Here is a 22,607-nt window from a genome sequence, read left to right as displayed (position 1 = left end):
TGTTCCGAGCGCCGGAGGCGGTACACGATGACTGACGACGTGATGGCTTCGCCGCGGATCGTGGTGGGGGTCGACGGGTCGGACCCGTCCAAGGCTGCGCTGTGGTGGGCGGTGCGCCAGGCGGGGCTGATCGGCGGCGTGGTTGAGGCGGTCACGGCCTGGGAGTACCCGTCCGCCTGGTACGGCTGGACGCCTCCGCAGGCGGAGGTCTTCGACTACGAGAAGAACGCGGGCAAGACCCTCACCGAGGCCATCGACCGGGCCATCGGCCCCGATCGGCCGGTGGAGATCCGCACCCGGGTGGTCCGGGGACACCCCGCCGCCGTGCTGCTGCACGCCGCCCGAGGGGCGCACCTCCTCGTCGTCGGCAACCGTGGCCACGGCGGGTTCGCGGAGGCCCTGCTCGGCTCGGTCGGGCAGCACTGCGTGCAGCATGCCTCCTGCCCGGTCGTCGTCGTGCGCGGCCCCGGGGAGAGCGGCGGCAACTGAGGTCGGCCCCGCCCAGCCGCAAGCAGTACCCGTCCCGAGCGCAGGGAGGATGTCCGTGGACCATCCGTCCGAGGCGGACTCCCCGCGCGTGCCGCAGCTGCGGCTGGACGACCTGCTGGACGAGCTGCAAGCCAGGCTGGACATGGCCCGGGGGGCCAGGGACCGGGTGCACGGCCTGCTGGAGGCGGTGCTTTCGGTGGGGCGGGAGCTGGAGCTGGGCCAGGTGCTCCAGCACATCGCGGAGGCCGCGGTGGAGCTGGTGGACGCCGAGTACGGGGCTCTGGGAGTGATCGGCGAGGACCAGTGGCTGTCGCAGTTCATCCCGGTGGGCCTGAGCGAGGAGCAGACCCGGCGAATCGGCCCACTGCCGGCCGGTCATGGACTGTTGGGCGAGCTGATCCGCCACCCCGCACCGCTGCGCTTGGCCGAGTTGTCCGAGCATCCGGCCTCCTACGGCTTTCCGGCCCATCACCCGCCGATGCACAGCTTCCTCGGGGTGCCGATCCGGGTACGGGACAAGGTCTTCGGCAACCTCTACCTCACTGAGAAGCGCGGCGGTGGGGAGTTCGACGCCGAGGACGAGGCGGTGCTGGCGACACTGGCGGTGGCAGCCGGGGTGGCGATCGACAACGCCCGGCTGTACGCCCAGGCGCAGCTGCGCGAGCGCTGGCTGTTGGCGACCGGTGAGCTCACCAACAGTCTCATGTCGGGGCACTCCCAGGAGGAGGTGCTGGACCTGTTGGTCGCCCGGGCCGGTGAGATCGCCGGCGCCGATCTGACCGTGGTCGCGCTGCCGCTGCCCGACTCCGACGAGTTGGAGGTGCGGTTCGCCGTAGGCCTGGCAGCGGAGGTACATCGCCGGTTGGTCCTGCCGGTGGAGGGTTCCTTCGTGGGGGCAGCGGTCCGCAGTGGGGGGCTGGTCACCACCGTCGATGTGACCAAGGACCCGAGGATCACGGTTGGTCCGCCGCGCTGGGAGGGTTTGGGCCCGGCGGTGGCCGTCCCGATCGGCACGAGCGGGGGCGGAGTGCGCGGAGTGCTGATGCTGGCCAGGGCGGCGGGCCGCCCGGTGTTCGAAGCGGAGGAGTGCGCTCCGCTGCCGGGCTTCGCGGGACAGGCGGCGGTGGCGATGGAGCTGGCCGAGCGCCGACGGGACTCCGAGCAGGTTGCCCTGCTGGAGGAGCGCGACCGTATCGCCCGGGACCTGCACGACCAGGCGATCCAGCGGCTCTTCGCGACCGGGATGACCCTGCAGGGCGCGGCCAGGCTCATCGAGCACCCGGAGGCCGCCGAACGGGTGCGGCGGGCCATCGACGATCTGGACGACACGGTCAAGACCATCCGGTCCACCATCTTCGGGCTGCGGGCGAGGAAGGACGGCCCGGCTGGCAGTGGCCTGCGGGCCGACGTGGTGGCTGCGGTCCAGCGGGCCGCCGCCACCCTGGGGTTCGTGCCGGCGCTGCGGATGCAGGGCCTGATCGACTTGCGGGTGCCCCCGTCGCTGGCCGAGGAGGTGTTGGCCGTGCTGGTGGAGGCGTTGTCGAACGTCGCCCGGCACGCGGGGGCGCGAACGGTGGAGGTGGTGCTGGCTGCGGAGGGTGAGCTGGCGTTGACCGTCACCGACGACGGTGTCGGCCTGCCGGAGGGTGGGCGCCGCAGCGGCCTGGGCAATCTCGCCGAGCGGGCGGCGAGGCTCGGCGGGACCTTTCGAGCCGAGGCGGCCCCCGCGGGTGGGACGCGTCTGGAGTGGCGGGTGCCGCTGCCCGAACTCGGCGAGCCCGGCCGGACCTCAGGATGAGCTGCGGGGGTGTCGAGCGCTGCGGGAGCCGTCTGGCCCAGGGCCCGTCTGCTCAAGCCTGGTGGCGATGACCGCGGCCTGGATCCGGCGCTCGACGCCCAGTTTGGCAAGGATCCGCGAGATGTGGTTCTTCACGGTCTTCTCGGCCAGATAGAGCTCCTGGCCGATCTGCCGGTTGGTCTCGCCCTTGCCGATCAGGGCCAGCACGTCCTGCTCCCTGGGGGTGAGATCGGAAAGTCCGGGACCTGCTTGGGGCTCGTCGCGGTGGCGCAGGCTCGCCATCAGGTGGGCGGTGGTCGCCGGGTCGAGCATCGACTGGCCGGCGGCGACGGTGCGTACCGCGGTGACCAGGTCGGCGCCCTTGACGTCCTTGAGGACATACCCCGCGGCGCCGGCCATGATCGCGTCCAGCAGCGCGTCGTCGTCGTCGAACGAGGTGAGCATCAGACAGGCCAGCTCCGGCAGCCGGGAGCGCAGCCCCCGGCACACGCTGATCCCGTCGCCGTCGGGCAGCCGGACGTCCAGCACGGCGATCTGGGGCCGCAGCGCCGGCACCCGGACGAGCGCCTGCGCGCAGGTCCCGGCCTCGCCGACCACCTCGACGTCCGGTTCGGCCTCCAGCAGGTCCCGCAGCCCGCGCCGGACCACCTCGTGATCGTCGAGCAGGAACACGCGGATGGACTGCGGGTCGCAGCTTGCGCTCGTGTCCATGGGTGCTCCCGCCGGGGCAGATCTGGAGTGTCATCTCCGAGTGTGCCGGGAAGGCCGGCGCCCGGCCCGTCGAGGGGAGTCGTCGGGCGTTGGCGACACGCTTCGTACGGTGGTCCCATGGAAGCAGCAGGCCCGGCCCGGACGAAGGTGTGGGGAGCGGCTGACGGACTCACCCCCCAACGCAGGCAGGCCGGTTGGTCACCCCCTTGCCCGCGGAGGTAGTCATGGCCTCGACTCGTCGTGTCATCCGGTTCTCCGGGATCGGCCGTGCGGATGTGAGCGTCGTCGGTGGGAAGAACGCCTCGCTCGGCGAGATGGTCGTCAATCTCGGCCCCGCCGGCGTCCGGGTGCCCGACGGCTTCGCGAGCACCGCCGACGCCTACCGGGAGTTCCTCGACACCGGCGGGCTACGCGAGCGGATCACCGAGCAGGTCGCGCTGTTGCACGCAGGCACACCTCTCGACGAGGTGGGCGCCGCGATCCGCGCCCTGGCGCTCAGCACTCCGCTACCGCCCGCCTTGGAACGGGAACTCGCCGACGCGTATGCCGACCTCGGCCGGGAGGCCGGCCGGGCGGACCCGGATGTCGCGGTGCGCAGTAGCGCCACGGCCGAGGACCTGCCGGAGGCGAGTTTCGCGGGGCAACAGGACACCTATCTCAACGTGGTGGGCCGCGAAGCTCTGCTGGATGCCTGCCGCCGTTGCTATGCGTCGCTGTTCACCGACCGGGCGATCGACTACCGCGAGCGGATGGGATTCGACCAGCTCGCGGTGGCGCTGTCGGTCGGTGTGCAGGTGATGGTCCGCTCCGATCTCGCGGGTGCCGGGGTGATGTTCACCCTGGACACCGAGAGCGGCTTCCCCGACGCGGTGGTGGTCAGCGCGGCCTGGGGACTGGGCGAGACCGTGGTCAGCGGGCAGGTCGACCCCGACGAGTACCTCGTCTTCAAGCCGCTGCTCAAGGACCCGGGCCTGAACCCGGTGATCCATGCCGAGACCGGCGCCAAGCGCCGCAAGGCCGTCTACGCCGACGAGGGGCTGACCCGCACGGTGGACACCACCGCGCAGGAACGCGCAGGGCGGGTGCTGGACGAGGCGGAGGTGCGCACGCTCGCCCGCTGGGGCGTGGCCATCGAGCAGCACTACGGCTGCCCCATGGACATCGAGTGGGCCAAGGACGGTCGCACCGGCGAGATCTTCGTCGTGCAGGCCCGCCCCGAGACCGTCGTGTCCCGGCGGCGCGCAGCGATCCTGCACCGCTACCGGCTGACCGGCACCGGTCACGTGCTGGTCGACGGCATCGCGGTCGGCGAGGCGATCGGCGTCGGCGCGGTGTGCGCGCTGTCCACCCCCGTCGAGCTGGAGCGCTTCCCGGCCGGAGCGGTGCTGGTCACCGGGATCACCGACCCGGACTGGGAACCGATCATGAAGCGGGCCGCCGCCATCGTCACCGACCACGGTGGCCGCACCTCGCACGCGGCCATCGTCAGCCGCGAGTTGGGCGTGCCCGCGATCGTGGGGACGGGCCGGGCCACCGAGCTGCTGCACGAGGGCCAGGCCGTCACCGTGTGCTGCGCCGAGGGCGAGGACGGACACGTCTACGCCGGACTGCTCGACTACGAGCAGTCCGAGATCGACCTCGCCGGCCTCCCGCGCACCCGCACCCGGGTGATGCTCAACCTTGCCGCCCCGGCAGCGGCGTTCCGCTGGTGGCAGCTGCCGGCGGACGGCGTGGGGCTGGCCCGCACGGAGTTCGTCGTCGCCCACCAGGTCAAGGTCCACCCGATGGCGCTGGTCCACCCCGAGCGCCTCGACCCCGAGGAGCGGCGCCAGGTCGACGCGCTTACCGACGGCTACGCCGACCGCACCCGGTACTTCACCGACCGCCTCGCCCAGGGCGTCGCCCGGATCGCCGCCTCGCGCTGGCCCGACCCGGTCGTCGTGCGCACCAGCGACTTCAAGACCAACGAGTACGCCAAACTCGTCGGGGGCCGCCCCTTCGAGCCGGTCGAGGCCAACCCGATGATCGGCTGGCGCGGCGCGAGCCGCTACTACAGCGAGGGTTACCGCGAGGGCTTCGCCCTGGAGTGCCGGGCGCTGCGCCAGGCCCGTGACGAGATGGGCCTGACGAACGTGGTGGTGATGATCCCGTTCTGCCGCACGGTGGAGGAGGCGGACCGGGTGCTCGCGGTGATGGCCGAGGAGGGCCTGCCGCGCGGCGGGAACGGGCTGAAGGTGTACGCGATGGCGGAGATCCCGGCGAACGTGATCCTCGCAGCCCAGTTCGCCGAACGCTTCGACGGGTTCTCCATCGGCAGCAACGACCTCACCCAGCTCACCCTGGGCGTGGACCGCGACTCCGACGCCCTCGCGCACCTCTTCGACGAGACCAACCCCGCCGTCACGCGCAGCATCGAGACCCTGATCGCCACCGCCCACGCGGCCGGCCGCCCGGTCGGTCTCTGCGGCCAGCGACCCAGCGACGACCCGGAGTTCACCCGCTTCCTGGTGCAGGCCGGGATCGACTCGATCTCCGTGGCACCCGACAGCTTCGTCGCGGTCAAGCAGCACGTGGCCGCCGCCGAGCAGGACTGACCCGCAACGCGCTCGGTCGGTCTCCACGCCTGCTTGCTGTGCCGGATGCTCCGGGGGCCGCACGGCCCTGGCGGTGGGCGGGGTGACCGCGTCGGCATGGTCGGCGTGCCCTGATCAACGGTCCGGAGCCGGCGCATGGGCCGGTGGCCGCCGGGTGCTCCCGATCGCGCCTCCTGTGCTCGCGCAGCAGGATGGAAGGAGTGACCGAGTGAGGAGGTCGACGTGGCGGGTGAACTGCGCGATGGGCGTGGGGTAATGGTGGCGTTGCTGGACCTCTTCGAGCGCTCCCCATGGAGTTCCGCCGCTCTGCGGAGGACCTGGGAGAGCAGCCGCGGACGATCGAGGTCACAACCCTCGTGTCACCGCGATGAGCGGCGCTGAAGTGTCCGGTCCGCTTTCGGCGGGTCGGGGCGAGGCGAGTCCGCTGTCCGAGGCCATGCCTGCGATCCTCACCCTGACGGTGAACCCCACCGTCGACATCTGCTACCAGGTCGACCGTCTGGCGGGCATCGGCAAGACCCGCGCCCGAGTCAGGCACGTGGCCGCCGGCGGTGGAGGGATCAACGTCGCCCGGGGCCTGTCGCGTCTGGGAGGACGGGCGACGGCTGTCCACACCGCAGGCCGTGAGGTCGGCCAGCGCCTGAACCGGCTACTGGACGAGGAAGGGGTCGACCACCTCGCCCTCGGGATCGCGGGTGAGACCCGCGAAGCGTTCGTGCTGTTCGAGACCGAGACACGCCGCAGCTACCACATCGTGCCGCCGGGCCCGCGACTGGACGACGGCGAGGGAGAGCGTCTTGTGGACGTGCTGGGCCGAGCAGCCGGGAGTCACCAGTACGTCGTGGCCAGCGGCAGTCTGCCCAGCGGCCTGCCCGACGCTTTCTACGCGGCTGTTGCCCGCCGGGTCAAAGAGGCCGGGGCCCGGCTCGTGCTGGACACCTCGGGACGGGCCCTGCGCGAGTCTCTGCGTGAGGGCGTCTATCTGCGAAGGTGCAACAATCACGAGGCCGCCAGCCTCGCCGGCCGGCCCGTCCGGACCTTCGACGACGCCCGTGCCGTCAACGGGTACCTACTCGCCGGAGGAGCGACCGAGGTCGCCATCACCACCCTCGGCGAGCTGGGCGCACTCTGTTCGACCAGGCACGGCCACACCGAGTTGCGGGCCCCGCCGTTGCCCGGGGAGGCGCTCAGCGACGCCGGGGCCGGAGACGCCATGGTGGCGGCACTCACCCTTCGGCTGGCTGCGGGCGACGATCCAGTCGAGGCTTGTGCCCTCGGGGTCGCCGTGGCCGCCGCAGCAGTACTCACCCCGGACACCGAACCGTTCGATCGAGAGGTGGCCGAGTCCCTCCGTCGCGCGGTGCGGATAAAGCGGCAAACCGGCTCATGACCCACTCGTGCCGGCGTCTTCGATCCCCGCGGAGTTCGACGCGGCGGTTGCGGCAGCTTACGACGCCCTGCACAGCCGGCTCCCGGATGGACGGCCGGTCAGTTCTCGGCCTGTCGGATCACGACGACCGGGCAGTGTGCGTGCTGCACGCAGTGCTGGCCCACCGAGCCCAGCAGAGCGCCGGAGAAACCGCCGTGGCCCCGGCTGCCGACCACCAGCAACTCGGCCCCGTTCGCCTTCTCCAGCAGCACCTCGGCGGCGTTGCCGAGTACGACGCTCTCGCGGACCTCCACCGGCGGGTTGTCCCCGACCACCTCGGCCACCGTCTGGGCGAGCATCTTCCCGGTGACGTCGGGGAGTTCGGGATCCACCCCGGTCATCCCCCACCCGTAAACCGTCGGATAGGCCCAGCAGGCGACCGTATCCACGAAGGCCCCGGTCCGCTGGGCTTGATCGACCGCCCAGCGCAGCGCGGCCTTCGAGGACGGCGAACCGTCCACGCCGACCACGATCCGACTTCCTGTCGACTGTCCTGCACTCATCTCGCACCTCGCAACTCGGTTAGCAGTCTCAGGCTGCTCCTTTGGCGCCCGACCGCCCAGGGCCGGACGGCCCCTGGCTCGGCCCGTTCGGGCCAGACAGCCCGGCCGTCCGAACGGGCGGTCAGCCGGTCGGCCAGGCCCCGGTGGCGTGCGGCTCGGGCACGCGTTGCTGTGCGATCCGGGAGATGTCGTGGCCGGTGACGATGCCGACCAGTCGTCCGGCGTCGAGCACCAGGATCCGCAGCGGCGTCGTCACGCCCGGTCGCTCCAGCGCGTCGAGGAGGGTGTCGTCAGGTGCGGCTTGTGCGCAGCGCGCGAGGGGGGTGGCCCCGTCGCGGGCTCGTAGCTCGGCTCGCCGCGCGGGCGGGACGGCCGAGAGCCGGCGCAGCTCGACGATGCCGCTCGGGTGTCCGTCGAAGTCGAGCAGGGGGATCGCCGAGTGGCGGCCCTTCGTCGCGGCCTCGTCGAGGAATCGGTCCACGGTCAGCCAGTCGGCCCCGGTGGTGACCGGCGAGGACATCGCCTGGGCCACGAGCACGCCCCGCAGCGCGGTCTCCAACGTGGCGCGGCGGACCTCGGCCACCGCGGACAACGAGATGAAGAAGCCGACGAGGATCAGCCACAGGCCGGCGCTCGCGCCGTGGGTCAGCTCGACCCAGCCGGCCACGGCCATCAGCGTTCCGGCGACCTGGCCGGTGCGACCGGCGATCCGCTGCGCCTGTTCGCGGTCGCCCCGGCGCCACCAGAGCACCGCTTGGAGGACCCGTCCGCCGTCCAGTGGTGCGGCGGGCAGCAGGTTGAACGCGCCGAGCAGCAGGTTGGCCCAGCCGGTCCAGAGCAGCACGGCCGAGGGAATCGCCCAGTGGAGGGCGTGCTGCGTCGCGAGACCGGCGGCGATCGCGACTCCGCCGAGCGCCAGGCTGGTCAGGGGCCCGATCGCCGAGACGCTGAGGCCGACCCGGGGAGTCTGGGCGCGACCCATTCGGGTGACCCCGCCCAGCCCCCAGACCGTCACGTCCTCGACCTTGATTCCGGCCCGTCGCGCGGTGACCGCGTGCGCCGCCTCGTGCGCGAGCAGGCTCGCCATCAGCAGGAGTGCACCGACGAGGCCGGCTGTGGTGTAGGCGGTGGTGGAGTGCCCCGGCGCCCAAGCGGGGAGAGTGCTGCTGCTGAGGCTGTCGGCCAGGAGAAGGACCAGCAGGGGCGCGCTCCAGTGGATGCGCAGGGGCACGCCGAGGATCCGTCCCAGGGGTACGGCGCCCTTCATGGTGTCCCTGCCTTCTGGCGTTACCGCGCTGCCGGGGCGGCCGGGCCGGCTGGTGCCTGCTCGGTCGATACGGAGGCCACTTCCATCGTCGTCCTCACACTCCCTCGGGACAGGGCCGGTCGGTCCCCACAGCGGGCCGATCCGGCCCCTGCCGGGCGCGCCTCACGGTGTGACAGTGGACAGATGGGGATCCGGTCCGCGCGTGGCGCGGCCCGCCGAGGAGAGGCGGCCACCATGGTCGACGACGTCGAGAGCGGCAGCGATGCCGGGAGCGGGCCGAAGCTTCGGCCGGGGCTGCTGACCTTCCTCGGCGGGGTGGGCACGGTCACCGGTAGCAAGTTCATGGTCGAGACCGACCATGCCCGGGTGCTGGTGGACTGCGGCATGTTCCAGGGCATGGCCGAGCTGCGGCGGCGCAACTGGCGCCCGCTGCCGCTGGACCCGGCCGACGTGCACGCCGTGGTCCTCACCCACGCGCACCTCGACCACTGCGGCTACCTGCCGCGTCTGGTCAAGGACGGCTTCCACGGCCGGGTGGTCTGCACCCCCAACACGGCCCGCCTCGCCGAGATCGTGCTGCGCGACAGCGCCCACCTGCAGCAGGAGCAGGCCGAGCACGCCAACTCGCACGGCTGGTCCAAGCACAGCCCCGCCCAGCCGTTCTACGACGACGCGGATGTCGACCGCGCCCTGAGCCTCTTCGAACCCGCGCCCGTCGGGGCCGAGACCGAGATCACCACCGGCACCGTGCTGCGCCTGCACCACGCCGGCCACATCCTCGGCTCCGCCTGGGCCCACCTCACCCTGGAGGACGGCCACACCCTGGCCGCCAGCGGAGACCTCGGCCGCCCCGTCCACCCGCTGCTGCGCCCGCCCGACCCGTTCACCGGCGCGGACGTCCTGCTGATGGAGTCCACCTACGGCAACCGTCACCACGACGAGCGCGGCGCCCGGGCCCGGTTCGCGGACGCGCTGTCGCACACCCTGGCGCGCGGCGGCACGGTCGTCATCCCGTCCTTCGCGGTGGACCGCACCGAGGTCGTGCTGCATGAACTCGCCCAGCTGCGCCGCTCGGGACGGCTGCCGGCCGGGGTGCCGGTCTACGTGGACAGTCCGATGGCGCTCGCTGCCCTGCGCGTCTACCAGGACGCCTTCGCGGACCACGCGCCGGAACTCCGGACGGAGGTGGTCCGCGGGGACGGGTCGGTGCTGGACCCCGCGCCGTTCACGGCGGCGCGGTCGGTGCAGGAGTCGGCTGCGATCCAGCGCTCGGCGATGCCGTCGATCATCGTCTCGGCCTCGGGCATGGCCACCGGTGGCCGGGTCGTGCACCACCTGCGCCGACTGCTGCCCGACCCGCGCAACACCGTGCTGATCGTCGGCTTCGCAGCGATCGGCACCAGGTCCCGGGACCTGGTGGACGGCGCGCGCACGTTGAAGATGTTCGGCACCTACGTGCCGGTGCGGGCAGAGGTGGTGAGCGTTCCCGGGTTCTCCGCACACGCCGACGCGGGCGAGATCCTGGAATGGCTGGGCGGAGCGCCGCCGCCCAGCGCGACCTACCTGGTGCACGGCGAGCCGGAGGGCTCCCAGGCGCTGCGCGACCGGATCGACCGGGAGCTGGGCTGGACAGCCGTGGTACCACGTTCGGGCGAGCGGGTCCTGGTCCAGTGAAGTCGCAGGCCCGGTGCACCGGGGTGGAGTCGGCCAGCCACACGTCGTCGTCTTCACCAACAGTGCGGTCGTGAGGGTGTCCAGGTCGGCGTTGACCAAGCCTCCAGGCTCCGGCGTCGGGGCGGTGCGGGGCCGGAGCCTGGAAGTACGGTGCTGACGGCCGGGAATCGCGTACCGAACCGGGAGCGATCAGATCATTCAGCGAGTTCGAATCGGTCGGCGATCTGCTCGATGAGTGGCAGGTGCTCCTCCCAGGTCGCGCTTCCCATGCCGAGCACGAACGCGGCGTTCCCGCGTACGGCGAAGTACTCCCGCGTCCGGCGGACGACTGTCCCCTCGGTGTTGCGGGTGACGAAGTCGAGCGCTACTGCCGACTGTCCGGCGAACTGAGTCACGGTGCGTGTGAAGTCCTCGAAACCATGGGCTGCGAGCCTCTCCTGCGCCGCGTCCGCCACCCGGGCAGCGGTCAGTCCCCTGGCGGGCATCTTGAAGACGATCAGCATCTGACCGGATCCTCCGGTGGCTCGCAGGATCTCCGGCCCGTTCGCCGGGACGGGAGGCAGCGCCTCCCAGCCAATTGGTACATGCAGGATCGCCCCGTACGGGGTGATCCTGATTGCTTGCCAGGTGGCATTACTGATGTCAGACATACGGCGGCCTTCCGGGGCGACGTTCTCGGTTGCCAGGTGTGATACCGGCAATCGCCCGCAGTGCGAACCTCGCACAAGCCGCCCGGGCCGGTATCCGTAGGAGCGGCAACCACACAAGCGTCGAATGAGGAGACCACCGTCGTGACCAGTCAGCAGGCCGAGCCGGACGCCTGCGAACGCGAGCGCCTCGTGGCCTTGCACGGCGACCTCGTCGAGCGCGAGGTCGCCCGCTACCGCACCTGGCACATCGACCGGGCCGACCTGCGACAAGCCGGCATCCTCGGGCTGCTGATCGCCGCGAGCCGCTTCGATCCCGAGCGCGCCGTGCCCTTCGGGGCGTACGCGCACACCTGGGTACGCAAGGAGATCCAGCGCGCCATCTCCCGACAGGAGTTCCCCGCTGTCCTACCCGCCGACCTCGTCGGCCGCACCGTCGCCCTGCGCCGAGCCCTGGACGAGAACGCCGACAGCCTGAACCTGGCAGCCGCCGCACTGGGCATCTCACCGGCGACCGTCGCTGCGCTACACCGGCAACTTCGCACCACCGGCCCTGAAGACGACGAAGAACTGCCGGCACCTGGCTACGTCCTGACCGATCCCGCGCACACTGCTGTCGCACAGGACTTCATCAGCACGGTCCGTACCGCTCTGGCCCGCATCGACTCGCGCGAGGCCGAGGCGCTGATCCTGCGCTACGGACTGGATGACCGCCCAGAACGGTCCTTCCGTGAGATCGGCCGTCACCTCGGTGTCTCCGACCACACCGCCAAGAAGCTCGTCGAACGCGCCCAGGACGAACTGCGTCGCCTCATCACCTGACGCATCCAGGCCCTCCACCCATGACTGCCCGCCGGCTACCCCTTGGAACAGATCGTCCAGGCGCCGGCGGGTCCACCGGGTCAGCTGACATCAGCCGCCCTCGCACCACCCATGTACCAGTGACCAGCAGGCTCCGCCGAAGGACTGGTGGCAGACGCGAGGTCAGGTGGCATGTCGATGTCGCCCGATGTTGACGGCATTGAGGACGAGGCGGACCACCACGCCCAGGGCCAAGAGGTCCAGCATCATCTGGGTGGTGACGATGATTCGGGCGGCATCGCTTTTGGCCGTGATGTCACCGAATCCCACGGTGGTGAAGACGGTGGCTGAGAAGTACATGGCACCGACGCGGCTGAGAGGCTCGCTGAAGGTCGTGGCTTGGGTGTGGCTCATGAGGAAGTAGACGGTGGCGAAGAGGAGAACGAAGAGTGGGACGGTGAGGGCGAGTGCCTCGATGGCCTGGATTCCGGGGCGCTTGGCTCGCATGATCCCGCGCAGCTGCCAGGCCACGACGACGACGAGCACCAGAATCCCGAGGACCAAGCCTGTCACCGTCGCGGCGTTCACCGTCCGGTCCATCGGGATCAGGAAGTAGACGGCCGTGACCAGCGTGATCCGGACCGTCGTTCGCAGGGTCGCGACGACCAGGAGGCGTCGTCTGGGCGGGGCCGGCAAGTCGTCAAGCTGTGTCTGCGCCATGCCGGCTCTCCTGTAGGGGCGTCGCAGTATCGGGTGGAAGCAGTACCTCGGCAGCGGAAGCGCACATCCGACCAGCACAGCGAAGCCCTGGGGGGTGTTGTTGAGGGGGTTTCCCGGCGGCCGGGCTGTGGGGGAAGGCGGTCAGGCTGGTCCTGGGGGTGCTTGTGCGGTGGGTCTGGCGAGCAGGCCGGCCAGCAGCATGACGAGCAGGCCGATTCCCACGCCGCACAGCGTCCACAGCATCCGGTAGCCCTCGGCGGCGTAGTCGGAGGGCTGCGGGAGGTCCACCAGGATGAGGACTCCGGCGGCGATGGCCGCGCAGTAGAGCGCGTAGTTCCAGAAGCGGATGGCTGCCCCGTGCATCAGCAGGATGAGGGCGACCACTTCGAGTCCGCGGGTGAGCGCGAACAGTCTGAGTCCGTGTTCACCGGCGGGCAGGAGCAGCAGCACCGCGGCTGCGGTCGCGCCGATCAGTGCGCCGGCGAGGCGCTGTGCGGCGACGAGCGTGGCCTGCTCCAGGCTGGGTTTCATGGCGATCATGGCCGCGATCGGCAGCCAGTAGCCGTGCGAGAGGTTGAGTCCGAAGGCGAGCGCGACGGTGCCGGCGATGGTCAGGGCGCGGATCACCGCGAACATGATCAGCGGCCGGGTCAGTTTTTTGCGTGAGGTGTCGCCGGGGAGCTCGGCGACCGGCTGGGGCCGGTCCACGCGCCCGCGGATCAGCCACCCGGTGAACGTCACCGCGATCCACAGCGCCGATCCGCCGGCCCAGGCGAGTGTCTGGGCCCAGGTGTAGCTGGTGATGCGGGTGTAGTGATGGAGGCTGGAGGCGACCCCGAGGGTGACGATGAACCAGAGGTTGAGCAGCAGGGCGGTGACGAACCTGCGCACCCCGAACGCGACCGCCAAGCCGGCCACCAGTGTGACCGCGAAGGCCGCGAGCACCAGCCAGCCCCAGGCGTCCGCGCCGATCCCGAACCCCAGCGCGGTCACCCCTGCGCCGGTCAACGCGAAGACGCCGATGTGCGAGGCGCGTTGCCCGTAGCCGCCGCCCGGGTCGTCCAGCATCGCGAACAGCAGTCCGAACAACGCGCTGAGCAGGTACTGCTCGTGCCCGATCGCCCAGAAGACGACCAGCGGCACCAGCGCGACGTCCAGGAACATCACCGCTCGCGGCCAGTTGATCCCCGAGCGGTCGAGCTCGAACACCTTCGACAGCCAGCCCGCGACCCGCCCCCGGTGAACGGCCTGTCGAGGATCCTCGCTCGCAGTGCCCATGCCGCCCTCACTCGCCTGAGTCGCTAGGTGTACCGCTCCAGTCCCGCATTCTGCGGTTCCGCCGAGACCGCCGCGGTGCGACCCGCAGGGTCTGATCGAAGACAGCCTGTCCCTCAGCCATACAGCGGAGCGAGCCGACACCCGGCGAGCATCCTCCGGGCCCGGGCCTCCCACCTCACACCAGCCACCTGGTGACCTGCGGCGTCAGGGTGGAACATTCCCAAGGGCAGCCTCGACTGCGTCAGGCACTCAGCTCGCCGCCGGCTGGCGCAGCCTGCGCAGGTAGGGGTCGAACGGGTGCCGGGGCTCCAGCCGCACCCTCGCGTCCACGCAGAGCAGCCCGTCGGGGGTGGCGATGACCGGGTTGAGGTCGGCCTCGGCGAGTTGGGGGAGGTCGTCCGCCAGCCGGGAGAGTCTGGCGAGCATGTCCTGAACGGCTGTCAGGTCGGCTGCGGCCCGGCCGTGGTAGCCGAAGAGCACCGGGGCGCAGCGCAGTTCGGTGGTCATGGTGTGCAGGTCGTTCTCGGTGAGCGGGGTGAGCCGGGCGGTGCGGTCGTCCAGCAGGTCGGTGGTGGTTCCGCCCATGCCGAAGGCGATCAGCGGGCCGAAGACCTGGTCCTGGACGACGCCGGCGAACAGCTCGGTGCCCGGCGCGGCCATCGGCTGGACGACCACGCCGGCCAGCCGTTCGCCGAAGCGGTTCTCGAAGTCCTGGTAGGCGGTGCGGACCGACGCGTCGTCACCGGGGCCGAGGTATACGGCGCCGGCGTCGCTCTTGCGGACCTGGCCTGGCCAGTACGCCTTGAGCGCGATCTTGTCCTCGTGGCCGAGCTGGCGCATGGATCGGGCGGCGAGCACCGTGCCGTGCTCGTCGGGAGCCCAGATGGACGTGGTGAGCGGCAGGCCGTAGCAGCGCAGGAGGTCTTCGGTGAGGGCGGGGTCGAGCCGGCCGCCGTCCGGGTGCGCATCGAGGAACCGTGCCACCAGGTCCTTCGCGGTCTGCTGGTCGCAGTCGTGGACGGCGGTTTCGGCACCGGGCGGTTCGGCCAGCCAGCGGGCTCGGTCGCGCGCGTGGGCGAGGGCGCGGGCGGCGGCCTGCGGATCGGCGTAGACGGGGATGCGCGCGCCGTCCGCGCAGTCCAGGTAGCGCACCGGGACCTGCTGATCGAGCAGCACGGCCGCCACCGGGATGCGGCGCCGGCCCGGGCCGTCGAGCAGGGCGCGCAGGGGGTCCTGCGCGCGATCTGTGGCCAGCGCGGTCGGGACGAGGCAGACGAGCACCGCTTCGACGGCCCGGCTGCGCGTCAACAGGTCCAGGCAGGAACGGAGTTCGGTCGGGCCTACGGCGGCGCCGGTGTCGACCGGGTTGGCGGCCGATGCGCCCGCGGGGAGGACCCCGGTCAGTTCCAGTGCCAAGTGGGCCGGAAGTTCGGGGAGCACGAGCCCGAAGTCCATGCAGGCATCGGCGGCCAGGATTCCCATCCCGGCGGCGTTGGAGACCACGGCGACGGCGGAGCGGGCGTCGGGCAGCGGCTGGGCGTGCAGCAGTGCGGCGGCCTCGACGAGTTCGGCGATACCGTGCGTGGCGGTGATGCCCGCCTGGCGGAACAGGGCCGTGCGGGTCACGGTCGGGGTTGCGCCGGCCGCGGTGTGCGCGGCGACTCCCCGTCGGCCCGCGGCGGAGCGTCCGGCATCCACGGTGAGGATGGGGAAGCGGCGGGTCACCCGGCGGGCGGTGCGGGAGAAGGCGCGCGGGTTGCCGAAGGACTCCAGGTGGAGCAGGGCGAGGTCGGTGCGGCTGTCGCTCTCCCACCACTGCAGCAGGTCGTTGCCGCTGACGTCGTACTTGTCGCCCAGCGACACGAAGTCGGACACCCCGATGCCCAGCCAGTTCAGCCGCTCCAGCAGGGCTATCCCGACGCCGCCGGACTGTACGGCCACCCCGGCGGTGCCGGACAGCGGCTGTGCGGCACCGAACTCGGCGTCCAGCCGGACGGCGTCGTCGGTGACCGCGATACCCAGGCAGTTCGGTCCGACCAGGCGCATGCTGTGCCGGCGGCAAGCAGCCAGCAGCTGCCGCGCGTCGGCGCCGCTCAGCCCGGAGGCGAGCACTACGAGGGCACGGACACCAGCCCGGCCGCACTCCTCAGCGGCGTTCGCGACGGCACCCGGCGGCACGGCGAGCACCGCCAGATCCGGCGTCCCGGGCAGTGCGCTCAGCGCCGGGTACGCCGGCTCGTCCGCGATCTGCCGAGCGTGAGGGTTGACGGCCCACAGCTCCCCCCGGAAACCGCCCTGCCGGATTTTCTCCAGCACCGTCCGGCCCACCGAACCCGGCCGCTGGGAAGCGCCCACCACCGCGACCGAGCGGGGGCGCAGCAGCGGCACCAGGCTCGCCACGTCCGCGCTGCGCCCGCGTTCCTCCACGGCGCTGCGGTAGTGCTCGTCCGTCTCGTCCAGGGGCACCCGAACGCGGATCTCACCGTGGTCGAGGCGGCGGTGCACCCGCAGCCCCAGGTCGGCGAAGACCTGGTGGACGGCCCGGTTCCCGGCCAGGGTGTCGGCCTCGATGGTGCGCACGCCCTGCTCGCGAGCGGCGTGCAGAAGATGCTCCAGCAGCAGCGTCGCCACCCCGTGGTGCTGCCACCGGTCAGCCACGGCCAGCGCGATCTCGGCCGCGTCGGGTCGCTCGCGGACGATCTCGTAGTCCGCCGCGCCGACGAGTTCCCGGTCGACCCAGGCACCGAGCGCCATGAACCCCGGGCGCGGTTCACACAGCCGGTCGGCCGCCAGCTTCGGGGCCAACCGGCTGGCCCCGAAGAAGCGCTGCCGACGGCTCTTCTCGGACATCCGCACGGCGTGCAGGTCGTACGCGGCTTCCCGGTCGGCCGGCCGCAGCGGTCTGATGGCTGCCGTGGTGCCGTCCGAGAGCAGGGCCTCGACGGTCGGCGGGAGGGGCTGGACGGTGGACATGCGGGCTCCCGGGCTCGGCGCCGCCGTGCCGCGGCAACTCGGCCGGGCGGACACGGAGGCGGTGCCATGCCGGGTGCCCCGGACGTGGCACGCCCGGCCGCTCACCTCCAGGCTCCGCCGGGGGCCGACCAGCCGCACAGGGCCGGTCGGGCCAGGACGGTCCGCCCGGCTTACCCCTTTCGGCCCTGGGGACCCGGTCGGCCGCTGCCGAGAATGGAACAGGCGACTGCTGAAGGGCGGGGCGGGAACGATGAGCGACGACAGTGCGAGCGCGGTGCCCCGAGGGGTCTCCAGAATTCGACAGGTGCGGGCCCGCCGAGCCGCGGCAGCCGAGGCGGTCAAAGGGCCCTGGCCGGAGTGGGAGCGCCTGACCGCCGAGGCCGTCGGCACGTTCTTCCTGGTCCTGGTGGCCGCCGGAGCGGGTGTGGTCGCCGCCGTGTCCGGCGGGGAGGTGAGTCCGGCCGCTCAGGCCGTCGCGCCGGGGGCCATGGTGGTCGCGCTCATCTACGCGCTGGGTGAGACGTCGGGTGCCCATCTCAACCCGGCGGTGTCGGTGGCCTTCGCGGCGCGCGGCGACTTCCCCTGGCGCCGGGTGCCGGGATACCTCCTCGCTCAGTTGGTCGGGGCATTCGCCGCGGCGGGACTGCTGCGTGCGCTGTTCGGCACGGTGGGCCGACTGGGGGCCACCGTGCCCGGTCCGGGGGTGGGGGACGGGACCGCGCTGGTCCTGGAGGTCGTGCTGACCCTGGGCCTGGTGACGGTGATCCTGGGGACGGCGTCCGGGGCCCGCAACATCGGGCACAACGCCGCCATCGCGGTCGGTGGCTACGTGGTGTTGGCCGGGCTCTGGGCCGGTCCGGCCAGCGGCGGATCGATGAACCCCGTGCGCAGTCTCGGCCCCGCCGTCGTCAGCGGCAGCGCTGGCCAGGTGTGGATCTACCTGGTGGGCCCGCTGGTGGGCGCGGTGCTCGCTGTCCCGCTCGCTTGGGTCCTGCGCGGGCCGCACACGGCGGCGGCCGTCCTGGCAGCCCAGGGCCGGTGGGCTCGTCTCGCGGATGAGCGGACCGACGTCGGCTCCCACAGCGGCGGCGGAGCCGAGCCGTCGGCCATCTGCCCCGAGTGCGGCAGGCCGCTCGACTGACCGCGCTCCAGCCCGGCTGCCGTCGGGCGCCGGGAGGGGGAGGCTGTGAGGGGGACGTCAGCGCGTGCGAACGGACGGAAGGAGAACGCGATGCAGTCGCAGAGGCCCTCAGCCGTTGTCGTCGGAGTCGACCCTGGGCACCCCAGCCTCATGGTGCTCGCCTGGGCGGCCGACGAGGCCGGCCGCCGCGACCTGCCGCTGCGTCTGGTGGTGGTCTGTCGACCGCCGACACACGTGAGCGCGCGGCCGCTGCTCTGGGCCGAGGTGGAGGAGGAGGCCAAGCGGATCCACGCGGCCGGGGAGCGGACCCTCCGGGAGGCGGCACGGTTCGCCGGCGAGCGGCGGCCCGGGCTGGTGGTGGACGCCGTGCTGGCGGACGGCGAGCCGGCCGAGGTTCTGCGCTCCGAGGAGCAAGGGGCGGCGCTGCTCGTCCTGGGCTCACAGCACCTGCCGGCGGTGCGGGAGCTGTTCGCCTCCGGCTCGGTGGCCGTCTCGCTGATCGCTCACGCGAGCCGCCCGGTGGTGGTCGTTCGCGACCCCGAGCATGTGACCCGGCAGCCTCCCTACCTGGTGGTCGGAGTGGACGGCAGCCCGGTGTCGCAGGCCGCGCTGGACTACGCTTTCGCGGCCGCCTCCCGGCGTGGTGCGGGTCTGCGGGTGATCTACGGACTCCACGCCGGACGTCCCGGCCGGGCTGACGAGCACCAGAGCGAGCAGGAGGCCCGCCGAGTGGTCGCCGAGGCCACGGCCGGGCGCGCCCAGGTCTATCCCGATGTCGACGTGACGCACGAAGTGGTGTACGGCCACCCGGTGGCCGTCCTGTCCGAGGCGTCCGAGCACGCCTTGGCCCTGGTGGTCGGAACGCGCGGACGCGGCGGCTTCACCGGCATGCTGCTGGGCTCCGTCAGCCAGGGAGTGCTGCACCACGCGCGTTGCCCGGTCGTCGTCGTGCCCGGACCGTCGGGTGACGGCGACCGGCGGGACGGCGGTGCCGCCTGAGCCCACCCGGCCGGGGGCGATCGGCGGTGTCAGTCGGCGAGCAGGAGGGCGACGCCGGTGATCCGGTCGGCTGCGAGGTCCGTCGGCGCGATGTCGGCCCGGCTCATGGCGTAGCGCTGTACGTGGACGGCGGGGTGGTGCGGCGCGGCTTCGGCCAGGTAGGCGCGGCCGTCCTCGCGGGTGTTGGCGGTGACGCTGCGCAGGGTGCGTTCATGGAACAGGTGGCGGTCGTAGTTCAGGCTGGGGATGTCGGTGAGGAGCAGCGGAGCGAGTTCCTCGTCGGCTGGGCCTTCGGGCAGCGGGTAGGCGAGCGGGTGTCCACCGTCGTGTGTCCGGCGTAGCCGCCGGGACATGGGCCGGGGCGACGACAGAAGCCACCCGCCCCCACTCCATCCTCCTCCAGGAGCGCACAGGGGCCGAGCGTCGGCGCGATGGACCCGATCGGCCCTACCCGGCCGCGCCGGACCCGGCCAAGCTGGAGGTGCGGTTGGCCAAGCGGGCCGGCCCAGAGCCCACCGAGCGCAGGAGGCGTGCCATGAAGAGGCAGCGGATCCTGGTGGCCTACGGCAGCAAACACGGTGCCACGGCCGGTATCGCCGAGCAGATCGGCCGCACGCTGGAGGAGGAGGGCTTCGACGCAGCGGTCCATCCAGCGCGGGACGTTCGGGAGGTCGAGGGGTTCGACGCGGTGATCCTGGGCGGTTCGCTCTACGCGGGCCACTGGAACCGGGACACCATGCGCTGCGCCCACCGCAATGCCGAGGCGTTGTCGCACCGGCCGGTGTGGCTGTTCAGCAGCGGCCCGGTGGACAGCTCCGCCGAGCGGCACGAGATCCCGCCGGTGCCGGCCGTGGCCGAGGAGATGGAACGCCTGCACGCGAAGGGGCACCGCACGTTCGGCGGCAGCATCACGGCCGGCACGCCCGGCCTGGTCGCCCGGACCCTGGTGAAGCACGGCAAGGGCGGCGACTTCCGCAACGCGGAGGCGATCCAGAGCTGGGCCCACCAGGTCGGCGAGGAACTGCGCGCGGACGGGAAGGCGTAGCCCGATATCGGTGATGGAGATCGGCGCGGGTGCCACCGTTCCGATCGTGCTGGATCGGGCCTCAGAGGGAGAACGTGTGGCTCCTCCCAGGCAGGATCGCCCTCGTCGAGCCTCGGAACGCGACCCGGACCGGCGGCTGGCGGCTCTCGGGCAGGCTGACGGTGACCGTGTGCCGGTCAACAGAGATCCGGATGCCCCAATGGCCTCGGTAGCGCAGGTCGAGTTCGAGCCGGCCAAGGGCCGAGGGCAGGTGCGGATCCAGCCAGAGGGTGTCCTCGCGGATCTCCAACCCCGTGTAGCAGCGTTGCAGGAGGTCGACGGCGCCGGCCATCGCGCCGAGGTGGACGCCTTCGGCGGTGGTGCCGTGCTGGAGGTCGAGGAGGTCGCTGCTGAGCGCGTCGCGGAAGAACCGCCAGGACCTGCGGCGGTCGGCCCTGGTAAGCACCCAGGCGTGCACGACCGCGCTGAGGGTCGAGCCGTGGACCGTTCGGCGCAGGTAGTAGTCGGTGGTGCGGCGCAGCAGCTCGTGCCCGGCCGGATAGCCGAGGCGGCGCAGCAGGCCCCGCAGTTCGCGCGGGGAGAAGAGGTAGCAGAGCATCAGGACGTCCGCCTGCTTGGACGCCTTGTAGGTATTGACGGTGTCGCCTTCGGCTTCCAGGATCCGGTCGAGGCGCTGCAGGTCGGGGTAGCGGCGCCGGTAGGCGGGCCAGTCCAGCTCGGTCAGGCGCTCGTAGCCGTCGAACTGGCTGATCACGCCGTCGTGGAACGGCACGTGCAGGCGGCGGCCTACCTCCTGCCAGCGGTCGAGTTCGGTCCGGTCGACGGCCAGGCGCTCCAGCAGTTCGTCCCGGCGGTACCCGGGCAGCAGCTCGACGGCCTCCAGCGAGCGGGCCAGCACCCAGGAGGCGAGCACGTTGGTGTAGGCGTTGTCGTCCAGGCCCGGACCCTCGGCCCACGGGTAGGCGTCGTGGTACTCGTCGGGGCCGAGAACGCCGCGGATCGAGTAGCGCCCGCGGGTCGGGTCGTAGGTGGCGGCGGATGACCAGAAGGAGGCGATCTCCAGCAGCATCTCGGCGCCGGTGGTGGCGAGGAAGTCGAGGTCGCCGGTGGCCTGGTAGTGCTGCCAGACGTTGTAGGCGACGGCCGAGCCGACGTGTCGCTGCAGGTGGCTGTGGTCGGGCAGCCAGCGTCCGGAGAGCGGGTTGAGGTGCAGTTGCTGGGACTCCTCGCGGCCGTCGCTCGCGCTCTGCCACGGGTACATCGCCCCGCGCAGGCCCGCCTCGCGGGCGGCCGACCGGGCGGCGGGCAGGCGGCGGTGGCGGTAGTTGAGTACGGCGCGGGCCAGCTCGGGGAAGCGCAGGTTGAGCACGCGCAGGACGAAAAGCTCGTCCCAGAAGACGTGTCCCCGGTAGCCCTCGCCGTGCAGGCCGCGAGCCGGGATGCCGACGTCCAGGTCGACCGAGTGCTCGGAGTAGGTCTGCAGCAGGTGGAACAGGTTGAGATGCAGGGCCGTCATGCCGTCGAAGTCGGCTTGAATGCGGCAGCGCCGCCACAGTTCGGCCCAGTGCAGAGTGTGCTCGTCGAGCAGCTGCTCGAACCCCGGTGCCCGGGCCGCCAGACGCCGTGCGGCCGGCAGAGGTGCGTCGATGGCCGGGTCGTGGGAGGTGTACACGGCCACGGTCTTCTCGACGGTGACCGGAGAGCCCTCGGAGACGTCCAACGTGAGGAGTTCGGCCGCCCAGCCGTCCCGTAGCCGACTGGTGCGGCGCAGCTCGGGCGGTGTCGCCCGGGTGCGGGCGGCGAGGGCGATGTGCAGGGGCGATCCGGCGGTGGCGACCTGCAGCCACAGCGTGCCGTCCTCGTCCAGACCCTGTCCGGCGGGTACCAGGTGACGGCTGGTCAGGCCCTGGTAGCGGGCGACGCCGGTGTTGGTGACGGTGCCGTCCAGGGTGGAGCGGATTTCGAGCGGGCCGGACCAGTTCTCCGCCAGCAGCTCGGTCTCCAGCACGACCAGATGCGGCTGGGCCTGGCTGGCGATCCGGCGCTGCACGAGACGGGTGCGCCGACCCTGCGCGTCCACGACCAGGGCGTGCCGGGTGAGCACGCCCTGGCGTAGGTCGAGGTCGATCCGTTGCTCGGCCGGCGGCCCGGTGAACCAGTCCCCGTCGGCGGGGCGGAAGCTGAAGGACTGCCAGTTCGGGCAGTTGACCAGGTCCTCGTTCTCGACCGTCCGGCCATCGGCCACCGACACCGCCCGGTCGTAGACGCCCGCCAGGTAGGTACCCGGGTAGTGCACGCCGTCCGCGGACGACTCCGGCGCGGCGGCACGGCTCACCAGGTAGCCGTTGCCGACCGCGCAGAGCACCTCGCGGACACCCTCCTCGGCCGGGTCGAAGCCCTCGAATCTCAGGTGCCACGCGTCTGCCGGGTCCTGGGTCGGGGCCGTCACGGTCGTGGGTCGAATCCGGCGACGATCGGTGTGTTCACGGTGATCCTCCGGATTCCGTCACGCCCTGGGGACGGTGGCCCGTCCTCCAT

18 protein-coding genes are annotated in these 22,607 nt (G+C 72.0%); 9 read left to right on the top strand and 9 right to left on the bottom strand.

What is annotated here, in order from left to right; genetic code table 11:
* Window positions 1-27 precede the first annotated feature (27 nt).
* Complete coding sequence (locus BS80_RS35395; RefSeq protein WP_035805715.1) at window positions 28-489, top strand: universal stress protein; 462 nt, start codon at window positions 28-30, stop codon at window positions 487-489.
* 55 nt (window positions 490-544) lie between these two features.
* Window positions 545-2,287: a GAF domain-containing sensor histidine kinase gene (locus tag BS80_RS35390; protein WP_035806886.1), complete on the top strand. Its 1,743-nt coding sequence runs from the start codon at window positions 545-547 to the stop codon at window positions 2,285-2,287.
* On the opposite strand, the gene BS80_RS35385 is transcribed toward BS80_RS35390, so the two are convergent.
* Window positions 2,279-2,998 (bottom strand): response regulator, encoded by a 720-nt coding sequence (locus tag BS80_RS35385; RefSeq protein WP_035805713.1) that lies wholly within the window; start codon window positions 2,996-2,998, stop codon window positions 2,279-2,281. The two genes, BS80_RS35390 and BS80_RS35385, sit on opposite strands and share 9 nt — an antisense overlap.
* Before the next feature lie 224 nt (window positions 2,999-3,222).
* Between BS80_RS35385 and ppsA the strand changes: the two genes are divergently transcribed.
* Complete coding sequence (gene ppsA, locus BS80_RS35380) at window positions 3,223-5,592, top strand: phosphoenolpyruvate synthase (RefSeq protein WP_035805710.1); 2,370 nt, start codon at window positions 3,223-3,225, stop codon at window positions 5,590-5,592.
* Between the two features lie 367 nt (window positions 5,593-5,959).
* Window positions 5,960-6,982 (top strand): 1-phosphofructokinase family hexose kinase, encoded by a 1,023-nt coding sequence (locus tag BS80_RS35375; RefSeq protein ID WP_083975722.1) that lies wholly within the window; start codon window positions 5,960-5,962, stop codon window positions 6,980-6,982.
* Between the two features lie 98 nt (window positions 6,983-7,080).
* On the opposite strand, the gene BS80_RS35370 is transcribed toward BS80_RS35375, so the two are convergent.
* Window positions 7,081-7,524, bottom strand: a complete 444-nt coding sequence (locus BS80_RS35370; RefSeq protein ID WP_035805708.1) for a universal stress protein — start codon at window positions 7,522-7,524, stop codon at window positions 7,081-7,083.
* 121 nt (window positions 7,525-7,645) lie between these two features.
* Window positions 7,646-8,791: a site-2 protease family protein gene (locus BS80_RS35365; RefSeq protein ID WP_051967603.1), complete on the bottom strand. Its 1,146-nt coding sequence runs from the start codon at window positions 8,789-8,791 to the stop codon at window positions 7,646-7,648.
* A gap of 183 nt (window positions 8,792-8,974) precedes the next feature.
* On the opposite strand from BS80_RS35365, the gene BS80_RS35360 reads away from it, so the two are divergent.
* The gene (locus tag BS80_RS35360; protein ID WP_232246765.1) at window positions 8,975-10,465 is read left to right on the top strand and encodes an MBL fold metallo-hydrolase RNA specificity domain-containing protein; all 1,491 of its coding nucleotides are present in this window, start codon (window positions 8,975-8,977) and stop codon (window positions 10,463-10,465) included.
* Between the two features lie 194 nt (window positions 10,466-10,659).
* Here BS80_RS35360 and BS80_RS35355 read toward each other — a convergent pair whose 3' ends face one another.
* On the bottom strand, window positions 10,660-10,968 hold the full coding sequence (locus BS80_RS35355; protein ID WP_051967602.1) for a hypothetical protein: 309 nt from the start codon (window positions 10,966-10,968) through the stop codon (window positions 10,660-10,662).
* Between the two features lie 288 nt (window positions 10,969-11,256).
* On the opposite strand from BS80_RS35355, the gene BS80_RS35350 reads away from it, so the two are divergent.
* On the top strand, window positions 11,257-11,934 hold the full coding sequence (locus tag BS80_RS35350) for a sigma-70 family RNA polymerase sigma factor (RefSeq protein ID WP_035805706.1): 678 nt from the start codon (window positions 11,257-11,259) through the stop codon (window positions 11,932-11,934).
* Between the two features lie 162 nt (window positions 11,935-12,096).
* Here BS80_RS35350 and BS80_RS35345 read toward each other — a convergent pair whose 3' ends face one another.
* From BS80_RS35345 to BS80_RS35335, 3 genes are all read right to left on the bottom strand, one after another.
* Window positions 12,097-12,633 carry a potassium channel family protein gene (locus BS80_RS35345; protein WP_051967601.1) on the bottom strand — a complete coding sequence of 179 codons (537 nt, stop codon included), beginning with the start codon at window positions 12,631-12,633 and terminating at the stop codon, window positions 12,097-12,099.
* A 141-nt stretch (window positions 12,634-12,774) separates the two neighbouring features.
* Complete coding sequence (locus BS80_RS35340) at window positions 12,775-13,911, bottom strand: FUSC family protein (protein WP_035805704.1); 1,137 nt, start codon at window positions 13,909-13,911, stop codon at window positions 12,775-12,777.
* Between the two features lie 249 nt (window positions 13,912-14,160).
* Window positions 14,161-16,884 carry a bifunctional acetate--CoA ligase family protein/GNAT family N-acetyltransferase gene (locus BS80_RS35335; RefSeq protein ID WP_035805701.1) on the bottom strand — a complete coding sequence of 908 codons (2,724 nt, stop codon included), beginning with the start codon at window positions 16,882-16,884 and terminating at the stop codon, window positions 14,161-14,163.
* 250 nt (window positions 16,885-17,134) lie between these two features.
* Here BS80_RS35335 and BS80_RS35330 point away from each other — a divergent pair, with 250 nt between their 5' ends.
* A complete protein-coding gene (locus tag BS80_RS35330) occupies window positions 17,135-18,025 on the top strand; it encodes an MIP/aquaporin family protein (protein ID WP_083975717.1) in 891 nt (296 codons plus the stop codon).
* A 90-nt stretch (window positions 18,026-18,115) separates the two neighbouring features.
* Window positions 18,116-19,024, top strand: a complete 909-nt coding sequence (locus BS80_RS35325) for a universal stress protein (RefSeq protein ID WP_051967600.1) — start codon at window positions 18,116-18,118, stop codon at window positions 19,022-19,024.
* 29 nt (window positions 19,025-19,053) lie between these two features.
* On the opposite strand, the gene BS80_RS35320 is transcribed toward BS80_RS35325, so the two are convergent.
* The gene (locus tag BS80_RS35320) at window positions 19,054-19,377 is read right to left on the bottom strand and encodes an MDR/zinc-dependent alcohol dehydrogenase-like family protein (protein ID WP_035805699.1); all 324 of its coding nucleotides are present in this window, start codon (window positions 19,375-19,377) and stop codon (window positions 19,054-19,056) included.
* A gap of 182 nt (window positions 19,378-19,559) precedes the next feature.
* Between BS80_RS35320 and BS80_RS35315 the strand changes: the two genes are divergently transcribed.
* Window positions 19,560-20,069, top strand: coding sequence for a flavodoxin domain-containing protein (locus BS80_RS35315; protein WP_035805697.1), 510 nt, complete (start codon window positions 19,560-19,562; stop codon window positions 20,067-20,069).
* Window positions 20,070-20,130: 61 nt separating this feature from the next.
* On the opposite strand, the gene BS80_RS35310 is transcribed toward BS80_RS35315, so the two are convergent.
* Complete coding sequence (locus tag BS80_RS35310; protein ID WP_035805695.1) at window positions 20,131-22,518, bottom strand: glycoside hydrolase family 65 protein; 2,388 nt, start codon at window positions 22,516-22,518, stop codon at window positions 20,131-20,133.
* Between the last annotated feature and the right edge of the window lie 89 nt (window positions 22,519-22,607).

Source organism: Kitasatospora mediocidica KCTC 9733, assembly GCF_000744225.1.
GTDB classification, from domain to species: Bacteria; Actinomycetota; Actinomycetes; order Streptomycetales; family Streptomycetaceae; genus Kitasatospora; species Kitasatospora mediocidica.
Note: the sequence above shows the minus strand (reverse complement) of the source record. Positions and strands in the feature narration are given on the sequence as shown.

Coding starts and splice junctions, on each gene's coding strand:
- BS80_RS35395 (WP_035805715.1), top strand. CDS start 28: ATGACTGACGACGTGATGGCTTCGCCGCGGATCGTGGTGGGGGTCGAC.
- BS80_RS35385 (WP_035805713.1), bottom strand. CDS start 2,998: ATGGACACGAGCGCAAGCTGCGACCCGCAGTCCATCCGCGTGTTCCTG.
- ppsA (WP_035805710.1), top strand. CDS start 3,223: ATGGCCTCGACTCGTCGTGTCATCCGGTTCTCCGGGATCGGCCGTGCG.
- BS80_RS35375 (WP_083975722.1), top strand. CDS start 5,960: ATGAGCGGCGCTGAAGTGTCCGGTCCGCTTTCGGCGGGTCGGGGCGAG.
- BS80_RS35370 (WP_035805708.1), bottom strand. CDS start 7,524: ATGAGTGCAGGACAGTCGACAGGAAGTCGGATCGTGGTCGGCGTGGAC.
- BS80_RS35365 (WP_051967603.1), bottom strand. CDS start 8,791: ATGAAGGGCGCCGTACCCCTGGGACGGATCCTCGGCGTGCCCCTGCGC.
- BS80_RS35360 (WP_232246765.1), top strand. CDS start 8,975: ATGGGGATCCGGTCCGCGCGTGGCGCGGCCCGCCGAGGAGAGGCGGCC.
- BS80_RS35355 (WP_051967602.1), bottom strand. CDS start 10,968: ATGCTGATCGTCTTCAAGATGCCCGCCAGGGGACTGACCGCTGCCCGG.
- BS80_RS35345 (WP_051967601.1), bottom strand. CDS start 12,633: ATGGCGCAGACACAGCTTGACGACTTGCCGGCCCCGCCCAGACGACGC.
- BS80_RS35340 (WP_035805704.1), bottom strand. CDS start 13,911: ATGGGCACTGCGAGCGAGGATCCTCGACAGGCCGTTCACCGGGGGCGG.
- BS80_RS35335 (WP_035805701.1), bottom strand. CDS start 16,884: ATGTCCACCGTCCAGCCCCTCCCGCCGACCGTCGAGGCCCTGCTCTCG.
- BS80_RS35330 (WP_083975717.1), top strand. CDS start 17,135: ATGAGCGACGACAGTGCGAGCGCGGTGCCCCGAGGGGTCTCCAGAATT.
- BS80_RS35325 (WP_051967600.1), top strand. CDS start 18,116: ATGCAGTCGCAGAGGCCCTCAGCCGTTGTCGTCGGAGTCGACCCTGGG.
- BS80_RS35320 (WP_035805699.1), bottom strand. CDS start 19,377: ATGTCCCGGCGGCTACGCCGGACACACGACGGTGGACACCCGCTCGCC.
- BS80_RS35315 (WP_035805697.1), top strand. CDS start 19,560: ATGAAGAGGCAGCGGATCCTGGTGGCCTACGGCAGCAAACACGGTGCC.